General features: G+C 59.0%; 23 protein-coding genes (1 of these 23 only partly in view). 17 read left to right on the top strand and 6 right to left on the bottom strand.

Annotated elements, in window-relative coordinates; genetic code table 11:
• Position 1: 1 nt before the first annotated feature.
• The 9 genes from atpB (at position 2) to glmU (ending at position 7,917) form a co-directional block, all read left to right on the top strand.
• A complete protein-coding gene (atpB, locus tag ACTG1K_RS02800; RefSeq protein WP_440004786.1) occupies positions 2-781 on the top strand; it encodes a F0F1 ATP synthase subunit A in 780 nt (259 codons plus the stop codon).
• A 40-nt stretch (positions 782-821) separates the two neighbouring features.
• Positions 822-1,049, top strand: a complete 228-nt coding sequence (atpE, locus tag ACTG1K_RS02795) for a F0F1 ATP synthase subunit C (RefSeq protein ID WP_370881544.1) — start codon at positions 822-824, stop codon at positions 1,047-1,049.
• A 57-nt stretch (positions 1,050-1,106) separates the two neighbouring features.
• Positions 1,107-1,577: a F0F1 ATP synthase subunit B gene (gene atpF, locus ACTG1K_RS02790; RefSeq protein ID WP_440004785.1), complete on the top strand. Its 471-nt coding sequence runs from the start codon at positions 1,107-1,109 to the stop codon at positions 1,575-1,577.
• Between the two features lie 13 nt (positions 1,578-1,590).
• A complete protein-coding gene (gene atpH / locus ACTG1K_RS02785; RefSeq protein WP_005339341.1) occupies positions 1,591-2,124 on the top strand; it encodes a F0F1 ATP synthase subunit delta in 534 nt (177 codons plus the stop codon).
• A gap of 15 nt (positions 2,125-2,139) precedes the next feature.
• Positions 2,140-3,681, top strand: coding sequence for a F0F1 ATP synthase subunit alpha (gene atpA, locus ACTG1K_RS02780; protein ID WP_440004784.1), 1,542 nt, complete (start codon positions 2,140-2,142; stop codon positions 3,679-3,681).
• Positions 3,682-3,724: 43 nt separating this feature from the next.
• The gene (gene atpG / locus ACTG1K_RS02775) at positions 3,725-4,591 is read left to right on the top strand and encodes a F0F1 ATP synthase subunit gamma (RefSeq protein ID WP_440004783.1); all 867 of its coding nucleotides are present in this window, start codon (positions 3,725-3,727) and stop codon (positions 4,589-4,591) included.
• A 33-nt stretch (positions 4,592-4,624) separates the two neighbouring features.
• Complete coding sequence (atpD, locus tag ACTG1K_RS02770; protein WP_005339344.1) at positions 4,625-6,013, top strand: F0F1 ATP synthase subunit beta; 1,389 nt, start codon at positions 4,625-4,627, stop codon at positions 6,011-6,013.
• Between the two features lie 18 nt (positions 6,014-6,031).
• Entirely contained in the window at positions 6,032-6,460 is a 429-nt protein-coding gene (locus ACTG1K_RS02765; RefSeq protein ID WP_005339345.1) for a F0F1 ATP synthase subunit epsilon, read from the top strand.
• A gap of 95 nt (positions 6,461-6,555) precedes the next feature.
• Positions 6,556-7,917 carry a bifunctional UDP-N-acetylglucosamine diphosphorylase/glucosamine-1-phosphate N-acetyltransferase GlmU gene (glmU, locus tag ACTG1K_RS02760; protein ID WP_425856365.1) on the top strand — a complete coding sequence of 454 codons (1,362 nt, stop codon included), beginning with the start codon at positions 6,556-6,558 and terminating at the stop codon, positions 7,915-7,917.
• Between the two features lie 52 nt (positions 7,918-7,969).
• Here the strand turns inward: glmU and creD are convergent, their stop codons facing one another.
• From creD to blrA, 5 genes are all read right to left on the bottom strand, one after another.
• Positions 7,970-9,346 carry a cell envelope integrity protein CreD gene (gene creD / locus ACTG1K_RS02755; RefSeq protein ID WP_440004782.1) on the bottom strand — a complete coding sequence of 459 codons (1,377 nt, stop codon included), beginning with the start codon at positions 9,344-9,346 and terminating at the stop codon, positions 7,970-7,972.
• Between the two features lie 117 nt (positions 9,347-9,463).
• Positions 9,464-9,943: a DUF1566 domain-containing protein gene (locus tag ACTG1K_RS02750; RefSeq protein WP_421285194.1), complete on the bottom strand. Its 480-nt coding sequence runs from the start codon at positions 9,941-9,943 to the stop codon at positions 9,464-9,466.
• 83 nt (positions 9,944-10,026) lie between these two features.
• Positions 10,027-10,821 carry an OXA-12 family class D beta-lactamase gene (blaOXA, locus tag ACTG1K_RS02745; protein WP_111900863.1) on the bottom strand — a complete coding sequence of 265 codons (795 nt, stop codon included), beginning with the start codon at positions 10,819-10,821 and terminating at the stop codon, positions 10,027-10,029.
• A gap of 80 nt (positions 10,822-10,901) precedes the next feature.
• Positions 10,902-12,323, bottom strand: coding sequence for a beta-lactam sensor histidine kinase BlrB (blrB, locus tag ACTG1K_RS02740; RefSeq protein WP_440004781.1), 1,422 nt, complete (start codon positions 12,321-12,323; stop codon positions 10,902-10,904).
• Positions 12,320-12,994 (bottom strand): beta-lactam response regulator transcription factor BlrA, encoded by a 675-nt coding sequence (gene blrA, locus ACTG1K_RS02735; RefSeq protein ID WP_144716047.1) that lies wholly within the window; start codon positions 12,992-12,994, stop codon positions 12,320-12,322. Before blrA ends, blrB begins: the two co-directional genes overlap by 4 nt.
• Positions 12,995-13,116: 122 nt before the next feature.
• Between blrA and ACTG1K_RS02730 the strand changes: the two genes are divergently transcribed.
• On the top strand, positions 13,117-13,890 hold the full coding sequence (locus tag ACTG1K_RS02730) for a DeoR/GlpR family DNA-binding transcription regulator (RefSeq protein WP_005339356.1): 774 nt from the start codon (positions 13,117-13,119) through the stop codon (positions 13,888-13,890).
• 56 nt (positions 13,891-13,946) lie between these two features.
• Entirely contained in the window at positions 13,947-15,779 is a 1,833-nt protein-coding gene (glmS, locus tag ACTG1K_RS02725; protein ID WP_144716048.1) for a glutamine--fructose-6-phosphate transaminase (isomerizing), read from the top strand.
• A gap of 73 nt (positions 15,780-15,852) precedes the next feature.
• Here the strand turns inward: glmS and ACTG1K_RS02720 are convergent, their stop codons facing one another.
• On the bottom strand, positions 15,853-16,629 hold the full coding sequence (locus ACTG1K_RS02720; protein WP_005357256.1) for a helix-turn-helix transcriptional regulator: 777 nt from the start codon (positions 16,627-16,629) through the stop codon (positions 15,853-15,855).
• 210 nt (positions 16,630-16,839) lie between these two features.
• Between ACTG1K_RS02720 and ACTG1K_RS02715 the strand changes: the two genes are divergently transcribed.
• The 6 genes in view from ACTG1K_RS02715 to ACTG1K_RS02690 are tightly spaced (at most 2 nt apart) and all read left to right on the top strand, a layout consistent with a single transcriptional unit that may run on beyond the window.
• Positions 16,840-17,601, top strand: coding sequence for a DUF3450 domain-containing protein (locus ACTG1K_RS02715; RefSeq protein ID WP_005357258.1), 762 nt, complete (start codon positions 16,840-16,842; stop codon positions 17,599-17,601).
• Positions 17,598-18,902, top strand: a complete 1,305-nt coding sequence (locus ACTG1K_RS02710; RefSeq protein WP_429192106.1) for a MotA/TolQ/ExbB proton channel family protein — start codon at positions 17,598-17,600, stop codon at positions 18,900-18,902. The genes ACTG1K_RS02715 and ACTG1K_RS02710 overlap by 4 nt, the downstream gene beginning before the upstream one ends.
• The gene (locus tag ACTG1K_RS02705) at positions 18,899-19,429 is read left to right on the top strand and encodes a MotA/TolQ/ExbB proton channel family protein (protein ID WP_440004780.1); all 531 of its coding nucleotides are present in this window, start codon (positions 18,899-18,901) and stop codon (positions 19,427-19,429) included. The genes ACTG1K_RS02710 and ACTG1K_RS02705 overlap by 4 nt, the downstream gene beginning before the upstream one ends.
• Positions 19,426-19,827, top strand: coding sequence for an ExbD/TolR family protein (locus ACTG1K_RS02700; RefSeq protein ID WP_005339369.1), 402 nt, complete (start codon positions 19,426-19,428; stop codon positions 19,825-19,827). Before ACTG1K_RS02705 ends, ACTG1K_RS02700 begins: the two co-directional genes overlap by 4 nt.
• Positions 19,824-20,486, top strand: a complete 663-nt coding sequence (locus ACTG1K_RS02695) for an energy transducer TonB (protein WP_005339371.1) — start codon at positions 19,824-19,826, stop codon at positions 20,484-20,486. Before ACTG1K_RS02700 ends, ACTG1K_RS02695 begins: the two co-directional genes overlap by 4 nt.
• Positions 20,487-20,488: 2 nt before the next feature.
• A protein-coding gene (locus tag ACTG1K_RS02690) for a hypothetical protein (protein WP_252656614.1) crosses the window boundary here: on the top strand, positions 20,489-20,528 show its beginning. The gene runs 1,139 nt beyond the window's last position; only the first 40 of its 1,179 coding nucleotides appear in the window; the start codon lies at positions 20,489-20,491; its stop codon lies beyond the right edge, outside the window.

The following is a 20,528-nucleotide window of genomic DNA, read 5'->3' as shown; positions in this document are numbered from 1 at the left end:
CATGGCTGCAACCGGAGAAGCCCTGACTACTCAGGGATACATCTCCCACCACCTGCACCATCTGCAAGTGGGTTCGGGGTTCTGGGCGGTAAATATCGACTCCATGATATTTTCCGTTGTCCTCGGCGCTCTGTTTATCTGGATATTCCGTAAAGTTGCCGCTACGGCGACCAGCGGTGTGCCAGGCAAACTGCAGTGTTTTGTAGAAATGGTTGTCGAGTTTGTGGATGACACCGTCAAGGGTATCTTCCACGGTAAGGACCGGCTGATTGCTCCGCTGGCTCTGACCGTGTTCATCTGGGTTTTCCTGATGAACCTGATGGATCTTATCCCGGTTGACTACCTGCCCTACACAGCACAAGTGCTGGGCATCCCCTACTTGCGAGTAGTTCCTTCCGCCGATGTTAACATCACCATGTCCATGGCCTTGGGTGTCTTCGCCTTGATCATTATTTACAGTATCAAGATGAAAGGTGTCTCGGGTTTTGCGAAAGAGTTGACTCTCAATCCTTTCAATCACTGGGCATTGATACCTGTTAACCTCGCGCTGGAGTTGGTTACCCTGCTCTCCAAGCCCATATCTTTGGGTTTGCGACTGTTTGGTAACATGTATGCCGGTGAACTGGTGTTTATCCTGATCGCTGGTCTGCTACCGTGGTGGTCCCAATGGCTGCTTAGCGTGCCTTGGGCGCTATTCCACATTCTGGTAATTACTCTGCAAGCCTTTATCTTCATGGTGTTGACCATCGTCTATTTGTCGATGGCCAGTGAAGACCATTAATCCTGTTACGTTTACTCGCTCTAGTTTGGAGAATATAAAGATGGAAATGATTTACTTCGCCGCTGCAATCATGCTGGGTATGGCCGCTGTCGGTGCTGCTATCGGTATCTCTCTGCTGGGTGGCAAGTTCCTGGAAGGTGCTGCTCGCCAGCCTGACCTGATGCCTATCCTGCGTACCAACTTCTTCATCGTAATGGGTCTGGTTGATGCTATCCCGATGATCGTGGTTGGTATGGCTCTGTACCTGATCTTCGGTGTTGCAGCCTGATAAGTGATGCGGTTGTTGTCACTTTCTTTTTAAATTTCACATAGAGAGGTCTTGGTTGTGAGTATCAACGCCACCCTCCTTGGCCAGACAATTGCTTTCATTATTTTTGTCTGGTGCTGCATGAAGTTTGTATGGCCGCCGCTGATTGCAGCCATCGAAGCCCGTCAGAAAGCTATTGCTGACGGTCTCTCTTCTGCCGAACGTGCCAAGAAAGATCTGGATTTGGCCAAGGCCAATGCCACCGATCAGCTGAAAGAAGCCAAGCTGCAGGCTGCTGAAATCATTGAGCAGGCTAACAAACGTAAAGCCCAGATCATTGATGAAGCTGCCGCTGGTGCCCAGTCTGAGCGGGAAAAAATCCTGGCTCAGGGCCGTGCCGAGATCGAAGCTGAACGTCATCGTGCCAAAGAAGAACTGCGTAAGCAGGTTGCTGCTCTTGCCATTGCTGGTGCAGAGAAGATCCTGGCGCGTCAAATCGACCAGGCTGCCAACAGCGACATCGTCGACAAACTGGTAGCAGAACTGTAACGGGAACGGGGCTATGTCTGAACTGACTACAATCGCTCGCCCCTACGCCAAGGCTGCTTTCGAGTTTGCCGTTGAGCACAAGGCGGTTGACCAGTGGCTGGGTATGCTCGGTTTCGCTGCGCAAGTAGTGGAAAACGAGACCATGCACAACCTGGTAAACGGCTCTGTGGCCGCCGAAGAGCTGGCAACGCTGTTTGTCGGTGTCTGCGGTGAGCAACTCGACGTGCATGGCCAGAACCTGATCCGGGTGATGGCCGAGAATGGTCGCTTGGGTGTGCTGCCGGCGGTCGTTGCTGAATTTGTCGCGTTCAAAGCTGAACTGGATAAAGAGGTTCAGGCTGACGTGATTTCGGCGATCGAACTGACCGACCAGCAGAAAGCCAATATTCAGGCTTCTCTGGAACAACGTCTCGCGCGCAAAGTGAAGCTGAATTGCAGCATCGATGCGTCCTTGATGGCCGGGGTGCTCATCAAGGCCGGTGATCTGGTAATCGACGGCACAGTCCGCGGTAAGCTGGATCGCATGGCTGACGCGCTGCAATCTTGATTGGGGTATTAGAGCATGCAACTGAATTCCACTGAAATCGCCGAGCTGATCAAGCAGCGCATTGCGCAGTTTGATGTAAAGAGCGAAGCGCGTAACGAAGGTACTATCGTCTCTGTGAGCGACGGTATCATTCGTATTCACGGCCTGGCTGATGCCATGCAGGGTGAGATGATCGAGCTGCCGGGCAACCGCTACGCTCTGGCATTGAACCTGGAGCGTGACTCCGTCGGTGCGGTGATTATGGGTTCCTATGACGGTCTGTCAGAAGGAATGAAAGTAAAAGGTACTGGCCGTATTCTGGAAGTGCCTGTAGGTCGTGGTCTGTTGGGCCGGGTGTTGAACACCCTGGGTCAGCCGATCGACGGTAAAGGTCCGATCGACAACGACGGCTTCTCGCCGATCGAAGTGATCGCACCGGGCGTTATCGAGCGTAAGTCTGTTGACCAGCCGGTCCAGACCGGTCTGAAAGCCATCGATGCCATGATCCCAATCGGTCGTGGCCAGCGTGAGCTGATCATCGGTGACCGTCAGGTTGGTAAGACCGCCATCGCGATCGACACCATCATCAACCAGAAAGATTCCGGCATTAAGTGTGTCTACGTTGCGATTGGCCAGAAGGCCTCCACCATCGCCAACGTGGTGCGCAAGCTGGAAGAGCACGGCGCCCTGGCCAACACCATCGTGGTCGTTGCCTCTGCCTCCGAAGCTGCTGCCCTGCAGTACCTGGCTCCGTATGCCGGTTGCTCCATGGGTGAGTACTTCCGTGACCGCGGTGAAGACGCGCTGATCATCTATGATGACCTGTCCAAGCAGGCCGTAGCTTATCGCCAGATCTCCCTGCTGCTGCGCCGTCCGCCAGGACGTGAAGCCTACCCGGGTGACGTTTTCTATCTGCACTCCCGTCTGCTGGAGCGTGCTGCTCGCGTTAACGCCGAGTACGTAGAGAAGTTCACCAAGGGTGAAGTGAAAGGCAAGACCGGCTCTCTGACCGCGCTGCCGATCATCGAAACCCAGGCGGGTGACGTATCTGCGTTCGTTCCGACCAACGTGATCTCCATCACCGATGGTCAGATCTTCCTGACTTCACAGCTGTTCAACTCCGGTATTCGTCCGGCGGTTGATCCGGGTATCTCCGTATCCCGTGTGGGTGGTGCTGCTCAGACCAAGATCGTCAAGAAGCTGTCCGGTGGTATCCGTACCGCGTTGGCCCAGTATCGCGAACTGGCGGCATTTGCCCAGTTCTCTTCCGATCTGGACGAAGCGACTCGCAAGCAGCTTGATCACGGTGTGAAAGTGACCGAGTTGATGAAGCAGAAGCAGTACTCGCCGATGAATGTCGCCCAGCAATCACTGGTGCTGTTCGCCGCCGAGAAAGGCTATCTCTCCGATGTCGAGCTGAACAAGATCGTCGACTTCGAAGCTGCTCTGCTCTCTTACGCCAATACCCAGCATGGTTCGCTGATGGCTGACATCAATGCCAAGGCAGACTACAACGACGAGATCGTTGGCAAGCTGACTGCGTTGCTGGATGACTTCAAGGCAACCCAGACCTGGTAAGCGTGTGTGGCAGCGCGAGCTGCCACCTGATGGAGAGTAAGAGATGGCCGGCGCAAAAGAGATACGTAACAAGATCGGGAGTGTGAAAAGCACTCAGAAGATCACCGGTGCTATGGAAATGGTGGCAGCAAGCAAGATGCGCCGTGCGCAAGATCGCATGTCTGCCAGCCGTCCGTACGCTGAAACCATGCGCAAGGTGATCGGCCATATCGCCCAGGGAAACTTGGAATACAAGCACCCCTACCTCATCGAACGTGAGGTCAAGCGAGTGGGTTACATCGTCGTCTCCACCGACCGTGGCCTGTGTGGCGGTTTGAACATCAACCTGTTCAAGGCTGCCCTCAATGATATGAAGCAGTGGAGTGTGAAAGGAGCCAAAATAGACACGGCTCTGATCGGTAGCAAGGCCTCCACCTTCTTTGAACGGCACGGCGCCAAGGTGAAAGCTCATGTCGCAGGACTGGGCGATAATCCGAGCGTCAATGACCTGATTGGTTCAGTCAAGGTCATGCTGAAGGCTTACGACAACGGTGAGATTGACAAGCTGTATCTGGTGTACAACAAGTTCGTTAACACCATGGTGCAGCAACCACGGGTCGATCAACTGCTGCCTTTGCCCGTAACGGAAGACAGCAAGCTCGCCAAGAAACACCACTGGGATTACCTCTATGAGCCGGATCCCAAGAAGTTGCTGGATACCCTGCTGGTTCGCTATGTCGAATCCCAGGTGTACCAGGGGGTAGTGGAAAACTTGGCAAGTGAACAGGCAGCCCGAATGGTTGCCATGCAAGCCGCGACTGACAACGCCAATAACCTGATTAACGATCTGCAACTGGTATACAACAAGGCCCGTCAGGCCAGTATTACCCAGGAGCTGACAGAGATCGTATCCGGTGCTGCAGCAGTGTAAGGCAAGGGTTATCAAAGGTTTAGAGGATTTGACATGAGTAACGGTTTCATCGTCCAAATCATCGGCGCTGTGGTGGACATCGAGTTCCCGCAGAATGCCGTGCCCCAGGTGTACGATGCACTAAAGGTCGTTAGCGAAGGTCAAGGCCAGGGTCTGGTGCTGGAAGTCCAGCAACAGATCGGTGGCGGCGTCGTTCGTTGCATCACCATGGGCTCCTCCGACGGTCTGCGTCGTGGGTTGGAAGTAGTGAATAGCGGTAAATCCATCCAGGTTCCGGTCGGTACTGCGACTCTGGGTCGGATCATGAACGTACTGGGCGAGCCAATCGACGAAAAAGGTCCGATCGGTGAAGAAGAGTGCTGGTCTATCCACCGCGCTGCCCCCAGCTACGAAGATCAGTCCAACAGCAACGATCTGCTGGAGACTGGCATCAAGGTTATCGACCTGGTATGCCCGTTCGCCAAGGGTGGTAAAGTTGGTCTGTTCGGTGGTGCAGGTGTAGGCAAAACCGTAAACATGATGGAGCTGATCCGTAACATCGCGATCGAGCACAGTGGTTACTCTGTGTTCGCCGGTGTAGGTGAGCGTACTCGTGAGGGTAACGACTTCTACCACGAGATGATGGAGTCCAACGTACTGGACAAAGTATCTCTGGTTTACGGTCAGATGAACGAGCCGCCCGGAAACCGTCTGCGTGTTGCGCTGACCGGCCTGACCATGGCCGAGAAGTTCCGTGACGAGGGTCGTGACGTGCTGTTCTTCGTGGACAACATCTACCGTTACACCCTGGCCGGTACCGAAGTATCCGCACTGCTGGGCCGTATGCCTTCCGCAGTAGGTTACCAGCCGACCCTGGCCGAGGAGATGGGTGTTCTGCAAGAACGTATCACCTCCACCAAGACCGGTTCCATCACCTCCGTACAGGCCGTTTACGTGCCTGCGGATGACTTGACCGACCCGTCTCCGGCGACCACCTTCGCCCACCTGGATGCGACCGTCGTACTGTCCCGTCAAATCGCGGCACTGGGTATCTACCCGGCCGTTGACCCGCTGGACTCTACCTCTCGTCAGCTGGATCCGCTGGTGGTTGGCAAAGAGCACTACGAGACCGCTCGTGGCGTTCAGACCGTACTGCAGCGCTACAAAGAGCTGAAGGACATCATCGCCATCCTGGGTATGGATGAACTGTCAGAAGAAGACAAACTGACCGTAGCCCGTGCCCGTAAGATCGAGCGTTTCCTGTCCCAGCCGTTCTTCGTAGCAGAAGTGTTTACCGGTTCTCCGGGTAAATACGTGCCGCTGAAAGAGACCATTCGTGGTTTCCAGGGCATCCTGAAAGGCGAGTATGACGATCTGCCCGAGCAGGCGTTCTACATGGTTGGCGGTATCGACGAAGTCGTTGAGAAATCCAAGAAACTGTAAGCCTCGACAGGAGGGCCCATGGCAGAGATGATCTCCTTTCACCTGGACGTGGTGAGTGCCGAAGGAAAACTTTTTTCCGGTCGCGTGCAATCCGCTCAGGTATCAGGCTCCGAAGGTGAGTTGGGTCTCCGCCACGGTCATGCTCCGTTGCTGACTGCCATCAAGCCGGGCCTGGTCCGCTTGGTGAAGCAGAACGGAACTGAAGAGGTGCTGTACATCTCCGGCGGTATGCTGGAAGTACAACCTGAATCCGTGACCGTGCTGGCGGACACCGCGATTCGTGCTGACGACTTGGATGAGGCGAAAGCCCAGGAAGCCAAGCGCGCAGCCGAAGAGCGGATCCACAGCTCCCATGGTGATATCGACTACGCCCAGGCCGCCACCGAGCTGGCCAAGGCGATGGCTCAACTGCGAGTCATCGATATCGTCAAAAAGAATTACCGCTAATAACGGTGATGTAAAAAGCGACCTTCGGGTCGCTTTTTTTTTACCCGTTCGATAGACTCCGCCGAGTATTTCCACACAAGTTCAAGGTCGAAGTCATGTCTCTCAACGTCGTGATCCTGGCGGCGGGTAAAGGTACCCGTATGCGCTCTTCCCTGCCCAAGGTACTCCACCCGGTAGCCAACAAACCCATGGTCTCCCATGTGATCGATACCGCCCGTCAGGTCGGTGCCGAGCAGTTGCATCTGGTTTATGGCCACGGTGCCGAGCTGCTGAAAGAGCGGATCGTTGCGGCCGATGTGAACTGGGTGCTGCAAGCTCAGCAGTTGGGGACAGGTCATGCGGTCGCCCAGGCCATCCCGTTCTGGAAGGATGAAGACGACGTGCTGGTGCTGTACGGCGATACCCCGCTGATCCAGCCAGAGACTCTGCAACGACTGCTGGCTGCCAAGGCAAGCGATGGCATGGCACTGCTGACCGTGGTGCTGGACAACCCCACCGGCTATGGCCGCATTGTCCGTGAAAACGGTCAGGTGGTCGGCATCGTCGAGCAGAAAGATGCCAACGCCGAGCAACTGACCATCCGCGAAGTGAACACCGGCGTGCTGGTGGCCAACGGCGGCCAGCTGCGCAGCTGGCTCTCCCGTCTGGACAACAAGAATGCCCAGGGCGAGTTCTACCTGACCGATGTGATCGCCATGGCGCACGGCGATGGCTGCCCGATCGCGACGGTCCATCCGGAGCGTGCCGCCGAGGTGGAAGGGGCCAACAACCGGGTCCAGCTGGCAGCCCTTGAGCGCAGCTACCAGCAGATGCAGGCCGAGAAGCTGATGATCGCCGGCGCTACCCTGATCGACCCGGCCCGCTTCGATCTACGCGGAACCCTCGAGATCGGTGAAGAGGTGGTGATCGACGTCAACGTCATCATCGAAGGCAAGGTAACCCTCGGCAACCACGTCCGTATCGGTGCCGGTGCCGTGCTGAAGGATTGCGTCATTGGCGATCACACCGAGGTGAAGCCCTACTCCATCGTTGAAGGGGCTCAGGTGGCGGATCAATGTTCGGTCGGCCCGTTTGCCCGTCTGCGCCCGGGTGCCGTGCTGGAGCAGGATGCCCACGTCGGCAACTTCGTCGAGATGAAGAAGGCCCGTCTGGGGGTTGGTTCCAAGTGTGGTCACCTCACCTATCTGGGGGATGCCGAGGTGGGTGCCAAGGTGAATATTGGTGCCGGTACCATCACCTGCAACTACGACGGCGTGAACAAGTTCCAGACCATCATCGAGGATGATGTGTTTGTCGGTTCCGATACCCAGCTGGTGGCGCCGGTGCGCATCGGCAAGGGTGCAACCCTGGGGGCGGGTTCCACCATCACCAAGGATGTGGCCGAGAACGAGTTGGTGATCACCCGGGTGCCCCAGCGTCACATCAAAAACTGGGCTCGTCCGGTCAAGAAGAAGTGATGCCCGATCAATAAAATAGAACCGGCGCCTCATGGCGCCGGTTTTTTTTGGCTTATGACTGATGGTTGGTGTCACTGGTCGATGACTGGGGGGCCGCCCATGTGGTCGCGGGTGCGCTGTAGTCCATCACCTGATACCAGTCGAGCTTGCGGGTCAGCATCATGATCAGCGCCAGGGTGGCGAACAGGAGCAGGGCCCCGAGCAGCAGAGCAATCTCTTCGGCTTGCAGCAAGCTGTAGAGGATGGCATAGACCAGCCCGAGCAGCGATGCGAAGCCGATCCCCTGTTTCGGGCCGCCCAGCACATGGCTTAGATAGAAGCCGTTGAGCAGCACGCTAGCCAGCGCGGCCACCAGATAGGCCCAGCCAAAACCGAGGTGTTCGGTCAGCGCCAGCAGCACTAGATAGAAAATGGCCAGCCCCATCCCTACCAGCGCGTACTGGATCGGGTGAACCCTCAGCCCCTTGAGCAGCTCGAACATGAAGAAGCTGATAAAGGTGAGGCCGATAAACAGCAGGGCATATTTGGCTGCCCGTTCGTTGAGCTGATAGTGATCCACCGGCTGCACCAGACTGACGCTGAAGGTGGAGAGATTGCTATCGCCACCGTTCATCATCCGGTTGAAGCGGGTCTCCATGTCGCTGGCGAACCAGCTGGTTTGCCAGTTGGCCTCAAACCCTTGCGGGCTCAGGGTGCGACTGCCCGGCAGAAAGTCACCGATAAAGTTGGGGTGGGGCCAGTTGCCCGCCAGCTGCAGGGTGCTCTCCTTGCCCAGCGGGACTATGTCGAGGGCGTTCATCCCCTGTAGATTGAGCTCCAGATGGAAGGTGCCATCCTGCTGCGGCAGGCTGTCGAGTGGGGCATGGATACCCGCCAGCGCATCACCGAGGCGGGCGCCGGGGGCAAACGGGATCCGCTGTGTGCCGAGTTGCAGTTCGGGCACGCTGTTGATACCGCGGGCATCGGAGAGCACCAGGCTCAGGTAGGGTTTGCCCGCCACCAGCTCGGCCGTTTCACCGAGCGGTGAGGTCGCGTCATTCAGCAAACTCTGCCGGGTGGGCAGGCGGCCGGATAGGGTGATGCGGGTCTGGTAGACCTGCGCCTGATAGATGCCCAGCTTGCGCGGGGTGACCTCCATGTTGGCCTTGATATCCAACTGCTCCGGCAGCAGGTAGCGGTAGAGCTGCTCCTGACGGACGAAGCGCTTGCCCTCCTGCTCGACCGTCACCGAACGGGTATAGGGCTGCACGATAATGGGCCCCATCAGTCGTTGCGGGCCGCTGCTGCTGGCCATGATGCTGTGAATGGCCTGACTGCGGTAAGCCTGACGCTCCCGGTTCAGCTCCATGATGGATTGCACTGGCACCATCAACAGCAGGCTGAGCAACAGCAGCAGAAATATCTTGTGGGTGAATATCTGTTTGACCATGACACGTCTCCTTGTTGGATGGAGTGAGTCTGTCAGTCCGGCGTGAAGTGGTGATGGGCTTGTGTGAAGTGGCGGTGAACTGTTGAAAAACGGCGCCATCAGGCGCCGCGGGATTGTTCAGGGGCGGGAGCGCACCAGTCGGGCGGCTTGGGCGAAACGATCGGTGTGGCCGTCGATGAGTCCGTGCATAAAGTCGATGTAATAGACCAGTTCCGGCATCTCCTCAATGGAGCTGGAGGTCCAGTAGGGGGCTGAATTTTCCCCGTTGTCATGGATATCGGAGAAGAAGCGCGGGTCTGTCATCGGCGCCCGGCAATCTTCGTCGAGCAGGGTGAAGAGCTCCTCGATGGTGGGGAGTCGCCACCCCTCGCCAAGGCGGGCTGCTTCATCCTTTGCTTCAAGCAGTGTCAGCAGGGCCGGTGTGCCCACGCACCCTTTCCCCTCCAGCCACTGGCTGCCGAGGCTGCACGCCTGCCATTCTAGTTGGTTGAGCCGATCATGGATGACTTCTCCCTGCCGCGTCAGGCGGTCGGAGAGATCACAGGCAGCAAGCGCCATGCTGGCCGGAAGCCAGAGCAGCAATAGAAATAATTTCATGTTTGTCTCGTTTACGAATGGCGGTCAGCCCATCGCTGGTGGGCTGACCGTGGTTATCGGGGTTTATCTGGCGGGAAGCGAGCTCACTGCTTTTTAAGTTGTGCAGGCAGGGCGGCCAGCACCTCCTCTTTTGCCTTGAGGGAGGCGAACTGCTTGCCGGGTTTTTGCACCACGGTATGGACGAAGATCAGCTGTTTGCCCGGTTTGCTGGCCCAGCCGACGAACCAGCCGATCTGCTGATCGCGGTTGAGGCTGCCATCCAGCTTCTTCGGGTAGCCCATGCCGGTTTTGCCGTGGATCTGCCAGCCGTCGATCTCGCTCACCTTGAGGATATTGGCGGTGTACTGCAGGGTCTGCGCCGAGACCGGCAGCTTGCCGCTGAGCATCTTGCCGAGGAAGCGGGCCTGCTCCTCCGGACTGATGGCGAGGCTGGAGCTGAGCCAGGCCTGGGTCAGGCCGTCATGTTTGCCCGGATTACCGGAGAGATCCCGATTGCCGTAGTCGAAGCGGTCGACATATTGCTGGAAGCGCTCCATCCCCAGCCATTCGGTGAGCTGCTGGGAAAACCAGACCACCGAGTAGGTTTCCCAGCGGCGCGGGGTAGTGGTTTCGCGCCAGGCGGGCAGCCAGCCGTCATAGCTCGGTTTGTAAGGCAGTGCCGGATGCTCTTCATCCACCAGATAGCCACTGTCGTAACCCATCAGCGCCAGCGGGATCTTGAAGGTGGACGCGGGCGGTAGCTGGCTGGAGCAGTCCCCTTCGCTGGAGAGTGTCTGGCCGTTGCCGTCAGCATAGAGAAAGCAGCCGCTGGCGGCGGAGGCAGGCAGGGCTGCGAGCAGACCGGCAGCCAGCAGGCTGGAGAGAAGCAGGCGGGACATAGCATTTCCTTGAGCAAATGGATGAGATAAAGCGGCAGTCTAATGCCGCTTTGTGTGGGGAATGTGAAGTTGCGGGGGGACTAGGCGAACGGCAGCCAGAGTTCCGCCAGCGCGCCTCCCTCTGGCCGGTTGCTCAGGGTCAGACGACCGCCATGCTGGTGGGCCACCTCATGGGCGAAGCTGAGCCCCAGACCACTGCTCTTGCCCTTGTCGGGGCGCGGCAGGGAGTAGAAGCGCTCGAAGATGCGCGGCAGGGCGTAGTCGGGAATGCCGGGGCCGCAGTCGGTGACCCGAAAACAGTAGCCCTCCTCCTGCTGGCTGCCGCTTAGGGTGACCAGCCCGTTGGCGGGAGAGAAGTCGATGGCGTTATCCAACAGGTTGCCGATGGCCTGCTCCACCAGCAGTGGATCCCACTTCTGTTTCGGCGCGCTGGTCAGCTCGGCCACCAACTCGACCTGACGGCGCTGGGCGATGATCTGGCGGGCATCGAGGGTGCGCTTGCCCAGTTTTGCCGGTTCCACCGACTGGCGATCCAGCCCCTGCCCCGACTCCAGCCGCGCCAGTTGCAGCATTCGCTCGATCAGCTGCTGCATGCGTGCAGTTTCCAGATTGATGTTGCCGATAAAGCGTTTGGCAACCTCGGGGGGCGGCGTTTCGGCCAAAATCTCCCCCGCCCCGCGAATGGCGGCCAGCGGGCTCTTCAGCTCGTGGGTCAGGCTGTGCACATAGGCTTCGATGTAGCTTTTGCCATCGAGCTGGTGGCGCATGGTCTCCAGTGAGCGGCCGAGCCGATCCAGCTCGACGGTGTGCAGCTGTGGCAGCGGTGCCGCCTCCCCCTTGCTGACCGAGTCGGCGTAGTGTACCAGCTTGCCGATGGCGCGGTTTAGCCACCACACCAGCAGGCTGCCGATCAGCAGCGAGATGAGCAGCATCTGGCCGCCGGCCCGCAGCAGCTCCTGTTCCCCCCGCTCAATGGCGGGCATCAGGGTGCGGTTGGGTTTGGCGACGGTGAGGGAGCCGATGATCTCGGCCCCTTCCCGCAGCGGCGCCGCCACATACATGGTCGAACTGGCGGCATCGTCGGGATCGGTGCGGGTGCTGCGGGCGCCATACTGGCCGCGCAGAGTGCGGTAGACATCGTTCCAGCGGGAATAGTCTTTGCCCAGATCCGTGCCGTCGGAGTCGTAAATCACCATGCCCTTCTGGTCAGTGACATAGATGCGGTACTCCGCCTGCTGCTTGAGGTGGCCATCGATCATCGCATTGATGGGATTCTGGTTGAGGCGGGCGAAGGCGCTGGCCAACCGCCCGTTCATCATATTGCCCTCTTTCAGATCATCGAGCGCCAGCGGCGCCAGCAGCTGGGTCATGTCTACCAGAGTATCCTCGGTGGCGCTGCGCACCCCGGGTTTGATCTCCTCGACGAAGATTTCCAGCACGAACCAGGCGGCCAGCGCGAAGATCAGCAGCAGGCCGCACAGCAGTTGCAGTCCGAGTCTCATGCCAGCTCCAAGCTGTAGCCCAGCCCGCGGTGGGTGAGGATCAGGTTGGCCTCGGGATCATGTTCGCGCAGCTTGGCGCGGATGGTCTTGATGTGGGTATCGACGGTGCGATCCAGACTCTCCTCCGCATCCTGCCACACCAGATCCATCAGCTGCTGGCGGGAGTAGACCCGGCCCGGCGCCTGCATCAGGGTCTTGAGCAGCAGATATTCGTAGCGGGTGAGGGCCAGCGATTGGCCGCGAAAATGGATGCGGGCCCGCTCCTCATCCAGTACCAGCAGGGCGCTGGGTTGGGGAGCGACGGGTTGGCTGCGGCGCAGGATGACCCGCACCCGGGCACACACTTCCCGTGGCGAGAAGGGTTTGGCCACATAGTCGTCGGCACCGATCTCCAGCCCGATCAGCCGGTCTATCTCCTCGCTGCGGGCGGTGAGGAACATCAGGGGAATATCGGTCAGCGCCCTCACCTGCTTGCAGAGTTCGAAGCCGCTGATGTCGGGCAGCCCCACATCGAGGATCAGGAAGTCGGGTCGCGTCTGTTCCAGTCGTGTCAGCAACTGCTGGCCCAGCATGAACCACTCCACCTCGAACCCATCGGTCTGCAGGGCGTAAATCAGGGTGTCGGCGATGCTGGCCTCATCCTCCACCAGCCAGATGACTCTCTTTTGCATGGCATCCTCGTCGCAAATTGGCACCCCATTCTGGCATCGAACCAAATCGGATCCTATTTGCTGTTTTATTTTTCCGAAAAAGGGGCTAATATTTCGATGTTCTTTCGAATCGAAACTTAAAAATGACCAAACGTAATACTCAACAACGCCGACACACCATAGTGACCCTGGTACAAGAGCAGGGTGAAGTGAGCGTCGACGCCCTCGCCAAACACTTTTCTACCTCCGAAGTGACTATCCGTAAAGATCTGGCGGTACTGGAGACCGGTGGTCTGCTGCTGCGCCGTTACGGTGGTGCAGTCCCTTTGCCGAGCGAGATGGTGGTCGAGGCCAATCCCGAACAAGTTTCGAACCGAAAGTTAGCCATTGCCCGTGCGGCGGCCGAGCGGCTGCGTGATCACAACCGCGTCATCATCGACAGCGGCAGCACCACCAGCGCCATGATCCCCATGCTGGGCAACAAGCGCGGCCTCATCGTGATGACCAACTCCCTCAATGTGGCCGGTGCCCTGCGCGAGCTGGAAAATGAGCCTACCCTGTTAATGACCGGTGGCACTTGGGACCCTCACTCCGAATCTTTTCAGGGTCAGGTGGCGGAACAGGTGTTGCGATCTTACGACTTCGACCAGCTCTTTATCGGTGCCGATGGCATCGATCCGGAGCGTGGCACCACCACGTTCAACGAGCTGGTGGGCCTGTCGCGGGTGATGGCCGAGGTGTCGCGGGAGGTGATTGTGATGGTCGAGTCGGAAAAGATCGGCCGCAAGATCCCCAATCTCGAACTTCCCTGGTCGAGCATCCATACCCTGGTGACCGACGAGGGGCTGGCCAGCGAGGCCAGAGAACAGATTCAAGCCCAGGGGGTGACGCTTATCTGCGCCCCGGTCACTTGCTGACATCGAGCTCTGAACCATCCAACTGACTTTACGATTTGCATCTCAAGGAGAAGTGTATGTGTGGCATCGTCGGGGCTGTTGCCCAACGTGATGTGGCTGAAATTCTGGTAGAGGGCCTGCGCCGTCTGGAGTACCGCGGTTATGACTCAGCCGGTGTGGCCGTGTTCAGCGCCAACCAGCCGTTGCAGCGGGTTCGCCGTCTGGGCAAGGTGGCCGAGCTGGCCAAGGCGCTCGACGAGCAGTCCGTCCATGGTGGTACCGGCATCGCTCATACCCGCTGGGCCACTCACGGCGAGCCTTCCGAGCGCAATGCCCACCCCCACGTCTCCGAGCATATCGTGGTGGTACACAACGGCATCATCGAGAACCACGAAGATCTGCGGGAAGAGTTGAAGGCGCTGGGTTATGTGTTCAGCTCCGACACTGATACCGAGGTGATTGCCCATCTGGTCCATCATGAGCTGAAGAGCGCCGGCAGCCTGCTGGCCGCCATGCAGACTGCGGTGAAGCAGCTGCGCGGTGCCTACGGTACCGTGGTGATGGACAGCCGCGACGACAGCCGCGTGGTGGTGGCCCGCTCCGGTTCACCGCTGGTGATCGGCCGCGGTATCGGCGAGAACTTTATCGCCTCCGACCAGATGGCGCTGCTGCCGGTGACCCGCCGTTTCATCTTCCTGGAAGAGGGTGATGTGGCCGAAGTGACCCGCCGCGACGTGCACATCTTCGATACCAACGGCAACGCCGTGGTGCGCGAAGAGCAGGAGTCCGAACTCTCCCACGATGCCGGTGACAAGGGTGAATACCGTCACTACATGCTCAAAGAGATCCACGAGCAACCCAAAGCGATCACCAACACCCTGGAAGGGCGTCTGGGCAGCGATCACGTGGTGGTCGAATCGTTCGGTAACGGTGCGCGCGCCATCTTTGACAAGGTCGAGCACGTGCAGATCGTCGCCTGCGGCACCTCCTACCACTCCGGCATGGTGGCTCGCTACTGGTTCGAAGAGATCGCTGGCGTCTCCTGTGATGTAGAGATCGCCTCCGAGTTCCGCTATCGCAAATCGGTAGTGCGTCCCAACAGCCTGCTGGTGACCCTCTCCCAGAGTGGTGAGACCGCCGATACCCTGGCGGCGCTGCGTCTGGCCAAGGAATCCGGCTACATGAGCTCGCTGGCTATCTGCAACGTGCCGGGCTCCTCGCTGGTGCGTGAATCGGATTTGGCCTTTATGACTCGCGCGGGGGCAGAAATTGGAGTGGCCTCCACCAAGGCGTTCACCACCCAGCTGGCTGGCCTGCTGATGCTGGTGGCCTCGGTCGGTCACTGCCGTGGCCACCTGAGCGCCGCCGCCGAGGCTGAACTGGTCAAGGCGCTGCAAGCCCTGCCGCTGCGTATTAAAGAGAGTCTGGCGCTGGCCAAGGATATCGAAACCCTGGCCGAAGAGTTTGCCGACAAGCAGCACAGCCTGTTCCTCGGCCGTGGCAGCCAGTACCCCATCGCCATGGAAGGGGCGCTCAAGCTCAAAGAGATATCATACATCCACGCCGAAGCCTACGCCGCTGGTGAACTGAAGCATGGCCCGCTGGCGCTGATCGATGCCGAGATGCCCATCATTGTGGTGGCGCCGAACAACGATCTGCTGGAAAAGCTCAAGTCCAACGTGGAAGAGGTGCGCGCCCGTGGCGGTATCCTCTACGTGTTCGCCGATGCCGATACCGGCTTCAAGAGCGACGAGACCATGCGGGTCATGAACCTCAACCATGTGGAAGAGGTGATCGCCCCCATCGTCTATACCGTGCCGCTGCAGCTGCTCTCCTACCACGTCGCCCTGATCAAGGGCACTGACGTCGACCAGCCGCGCAACCTGGCAAAATCGGTGACCGTTGAGTAAGTCACTTTTGATAAGTCACTTTCTGAAATAAAAAAGAGCCGCAATTGCGGCTCTTTTTGTTGCTGCTGAGGGGTTACGACAGCCGCAGGTTGGTGATGGTGACCTCGTCGAGGGAGGGCACTATGATGCCGCTGGTGATCCCTTTGGCGATGGCCTGACTGCGGTTCTTTGAGTCGGTCTTGTTGGTCACCTGGGTCAGGTGAAAGTTGACTGTCCGCTCACTGATGCCGAGGATGGTGGCGATCTCCCAGGAGGTCTTGCCCTCGCTGGCCCAGAACAGGCACTCCTTCTCCCGATCCGACAGTTCGGTCAGGTATTTCATCATATCCGGTCTGCTTTTGATCAGTTGCAGTGCGGAGTTGAAGATGTAGCTGGCGCAGAACGACAGCAGCGGAACATTTTCAAACATCAGATCGGAGTTGGATTTCTCCTTGGTGATGAATGAGAGGATGCCGTGCTCCCCCTGCGGGGTGTGCAGCGGAAAGGAGACGCCATTGCGTACCCCGAAATCGGCGGCCAGGTTCATCACGTCGCGGCTGGCGCTGGGCAGCCAGGGCGAGTCGCAGTCGAGCTTGTTCCAGAAGATCGGCTGGGTCTGTTTCAGCCCCAGATAGACCACCGGATCCTGGGTCAGATACTGGTTTTCGCTATAGGCGTCAAACCAGGTGGTCGGACAGTTGTTGAACAGTGCCACGTGGGATTTTTGCATGCTGATGGGGAAAATAATCAGCAGCCGAAAGTAATCAAAGCCCATTTGATGACTGAAGCGCTCCAGCAGTTGCTGGATATCGCTGGTTTTTGTTGCCTTGGTGAACTTGTCGATATGTTCCCAGATCGCATCGTTGAGCATTACTTTCTCCTTTTTCGATCTCTATCACACTGATCGAAAAGATTTTTTATCGTTATTTATATTTGTGCGGTGGCTATTGGCGCCACTTATTCCGTGCGTGCTTAAAAATTATCCTGTTTTTGTGCATAAAGGCCAAGAAAATCCTCTCGTTGCCAGTCCGCCCTGCATTTGAGATAATGATAATAGTTATCATTAGTAAGATGTATTTCAATGAACAAATTATGGGGTGTGGCCCTGCTGCCACTGTCAGTCCACTTTGCTGCCATCGGGGATGAGCTGGTTGCTCCCGCCCTCAAGAACAGCATAGCTGCCGGGAAAGCCTCCCAGCAGCGAGTGGAAAAAGCCGCCGATGCCGCCGTTGCCGCACGACTGGAGCTGCAAAACGCCCAGCTGCAACTGCGTGACCTCGAAGCCTACAACCGCTACATGCAATCTCTGGTGGCCGATCAGCAAAATGAGCTGGGTAAATTGAGCCAGCAGCTGGAAGCGGTGCAAGAGACCCGTCAGGGCTTGATCCCGCTGATGTTGCAGATGCAGGCAGATCTGGAACAGCTGGTGCAAAATGACATCCCGCTGCGCAAGGAAGATCGGCTGGCGCGGGTTGAACAGTTGAAAGCGACCCTGGCTCGCGCAGACGTTAGCGAGGCAGAGAAATTCCGTCAGCTGCTGCAGGCCTATCAGATCGAAGCCGAGTACGGCAGCCGGATGGACAGCTATTCCGCCGAGCTGGAGCTGGATGGTGCTCCGCGTCGGGTCGATGTGCTGGCGCTGGGTCGGGTCTCCCTGCTGGCAATGACGGCCGATCGCAGTCAGGCATGGCGCTGGTCTGCCGAGGCGAAGCAGTGGCAAGCCCTCGATAGCCAGTGGCTCTCCCCTATCGCCGAGGCGATGGATGTGGCCGCCGACAAGAAAGTTCCCCAGTTGCTCAATGTCCCCCTCTCTGTCAGCCGCAGTCAGGAGGCCCAATCATGAGAGTCACCATGAAGTGGTTCCCCCTCCTTATTGCCCTCTCCTGCGGTACCAACGCCGCTGTCGCCGATGAGTGGCAGCAGCAGGAACAGGCTCGTGAACAGCAGGCTCAGCAAGATCTGGCGACCGTTGCCAAGGAGCTCGGCACTGCCCGTGCCAGACTGGCCGAGGCCCAGCGCCTGAGCAAGGAGCTGGCTGGCAAGTTCGCCAGCAACGAGAAGCAGCTGGTCGAGCTTAACGCCCAGTGGGAGCAAGCCTCCGGCGACATGAACGAGATCTTCGCGGTCACCCGTCAGGGCGCCAGCGATGCGGTCAAGCTGCTGAGCGAATCCGCCGTCGAGGGCCAGTACCCGGAGCGTCTCGCCCCGCTGAAAACCATGGCACATGATAAACAGGTGCCGGATCGCGCCGCCCTCGCCCTGCTGCCCGCCACGCTGCTGCAGGAGATCCGCGAATCTGGCCGGATTGCTCAGTTCAACGGCAAGGTGCTCGATGCCCAGGGGGCTGCCAGCGAGCAGTCGCTGACCCGGGTTGGCAGTTTTGCCCTGCTGGGGAGCGAAGGCTTCCTGCAACCGACCGCCGAAGGCTTGAGCCCGGTACTGGGTCTGCCCGGTAGCGTGCTCTCTGCCGTTGCGGCTTATCAGGGTCAGGAAGGGGAAGTGCTGCCGCTGGATCCTTCTCATGGCACTCTGCTGGCGATGCTGGCACAGGCGCCCACCTTCTGGCAGCAGGTACAACAGGGTGGTCAGGTTGGCGCCATTATCGTGCTGCTGGCTGCCATCGGCTTGGGGATCGCAGCGGTACGGCTGTGGAGCCTCTCCCGCGAACTGGGTCGGGTGCGCCGCCAGCTCAAGAGCGGCGAGTATCACGCCGACAACGCCCTCGGCCGGGTGCTGACGGTGGCGGACAAACACCCCGAGCTGAGCATGGAGACCCTCGAGCTGCGTCTTGATGAGGCGATCCTGCAGGAGACTCCTCGCATGGAGCGCGGCATCGGCATGGTCAAGGTGATCGCGGCCATCGCCCCCATGCTGGGTCTGCTCGGTACCGTAACCGGGATGATCGGCACCTTCCAGGCGATCACCCAGTTTGGTACCGGCGATCCCAAGATCATGGCGGGCGGCATCTCCATGGCGCTGGTTACCACGGTACAGGGTCTGGTGGCGGCCATTCCGCTGATCCTGGCCCACAGCCTGCTGCAATCGCGCTTCACCGAGCTCTCCAATGTACTGGAGCAGCAGGTAGCCGGCATTCTGGCCGAGCGCGCCGAGAGCAATAACGGCGGGATGGAGCGAGCAGCATGATGCTCGACATCTGGCAACAGCTGCAGAGCTTCATGGGCCGTGGCGGCCCGGTGCTCTGGGTCATTCTGGCCCTGCTGGTGCTGATGTGGATTTTGATGATCGAGCGGTTGCTCTACCTCAATCTGGGTTTTGGCCCCTTGCAGCAACAGCTGCTCGGCCGCTGGAAGGCCCGCAGCGAGCGCCACAGCTGGCACGCCCGAGCGATCCGCAGCCGCTGGCTGGCACAGGCGGAGCTGGAACTGAACCGTCATCTGATCTTCATCCGCACCCTGGTGGTGCTCTGCCCCATGCTGGGGCTGCTGGGCACTGTGACCGGCATGATCGGCGTATTCGATGCGTTGGCTGCGGCCAACCGCTTTAACCCGGAGAGCATGGCGGGCGGGATCTCCCGCGCCACTATCCCCACCATGGCGGGCATGGTGGTGGCGCTCTCCGGCGTGTTGTTACTCAGTCGGCTCGAGAGTCAGGCCAAGCGTGCGCTGGCCAAGACCCGGGACGGCCTGCGAGAAGAGAAGGTAATGCAATGAGACGGCAATCCAAACGCCAGCGTGACGAAGTGCAGATCGACATGACCCCCATGCTGGATATCGTGTTCATCATGCTGATCTTCTTTATTGTCACCACCTCCTTCGTGCGTGAAGCCGGACTCGAGGTGCACAGACCCCAGGCCAGTCAGGCCAAGGCGCAGAAATCCTCCAGCATCATGCTGGCGATTGGGGCTCAGGGTCAGATCTTCCTCGACCGCAAGCAGATCGATGTGGAGCGGGTACAGGCCACCATCGCCCGCCTGCTGGCGGAGCAGCCCGATGCCAGTCTGGTGATCCAGGCCGATGAGCGGGTGCCCCACGGCAAGGTGGTGCGGGTGATGGATGAGGCCAAGGCGGCGGGTATCGCCAATATCGCCGTGGCGGTGGCGCCAAAATGAAATACAAGCTGATGAGCCTGGGGCTGGGGATTGCCCTCAGTCTGGGCATCCTGCTGTTTATGGCCACGCTGGTTGAACCGCCCCGGGGCGAGAAGGTGGCGAGCGAACAGAAGCCCATCGTCATCAATATGCAGAACGAGGTGACCGAGGTGCAGGTGCGCGAGCGTCCGGTGCCGCAGGAACCCGAACCTCTGCCAGAGCCCCCTGCCGCATTGGCCTCCACACCGCTGCCGATGCCTGCAGCGGCCCCCTTGGCGGCCGTTGAGCCGAGTCTGGATCTGGTCTCCAGCCTCAGCGCGGTGCAGGTCTATGCCCCTGGTGTGGCGACCAGTACCGCACCGGTATTGAGTGGCAACTACCACGGCCAGCAGCAGGGAGCGGGTATCGGCGCAGGTGACATGCTGATGCCGCTGCAACGGATCGAGCCGGTCTACCCCTATCGTGCCCAGCAGTCAGGGATCGAAGGATTCGTCACCCTGCGCTTTAGCGTGAATGCCGAAGGTGGCGTGCAAGATGTGGAAGTGGTCGAGGCCAAGCCCAAGCGTCAGTTCGAGCGGGCGGCCATTCAGGCGATCAACAAGTGGCGCTATCAGCCGAGACCGGGCGCTACCGACAAGCTGGTGCAAGTCATCACGCTCAAATTCAAACTGGAGTCATAACTATGTTGCGGATCTGGATCTGTCTGCTGGCCCTGGTTGGCC

This window comes from Aeromonas sp. 102P (assembly GCF_051920345.1).
In the GTDB taxonomy this organism is placed as follows: domain Bacteria; phylum Pseudomonadota; class Gammaproteobacteria; order Enterobacterales; family Aeromonadaceae; genus Aeromonas; species Aeromonas veronii.
This window is presented reverse-complemented; position numbering and strand designations above follow the sequence as displayed.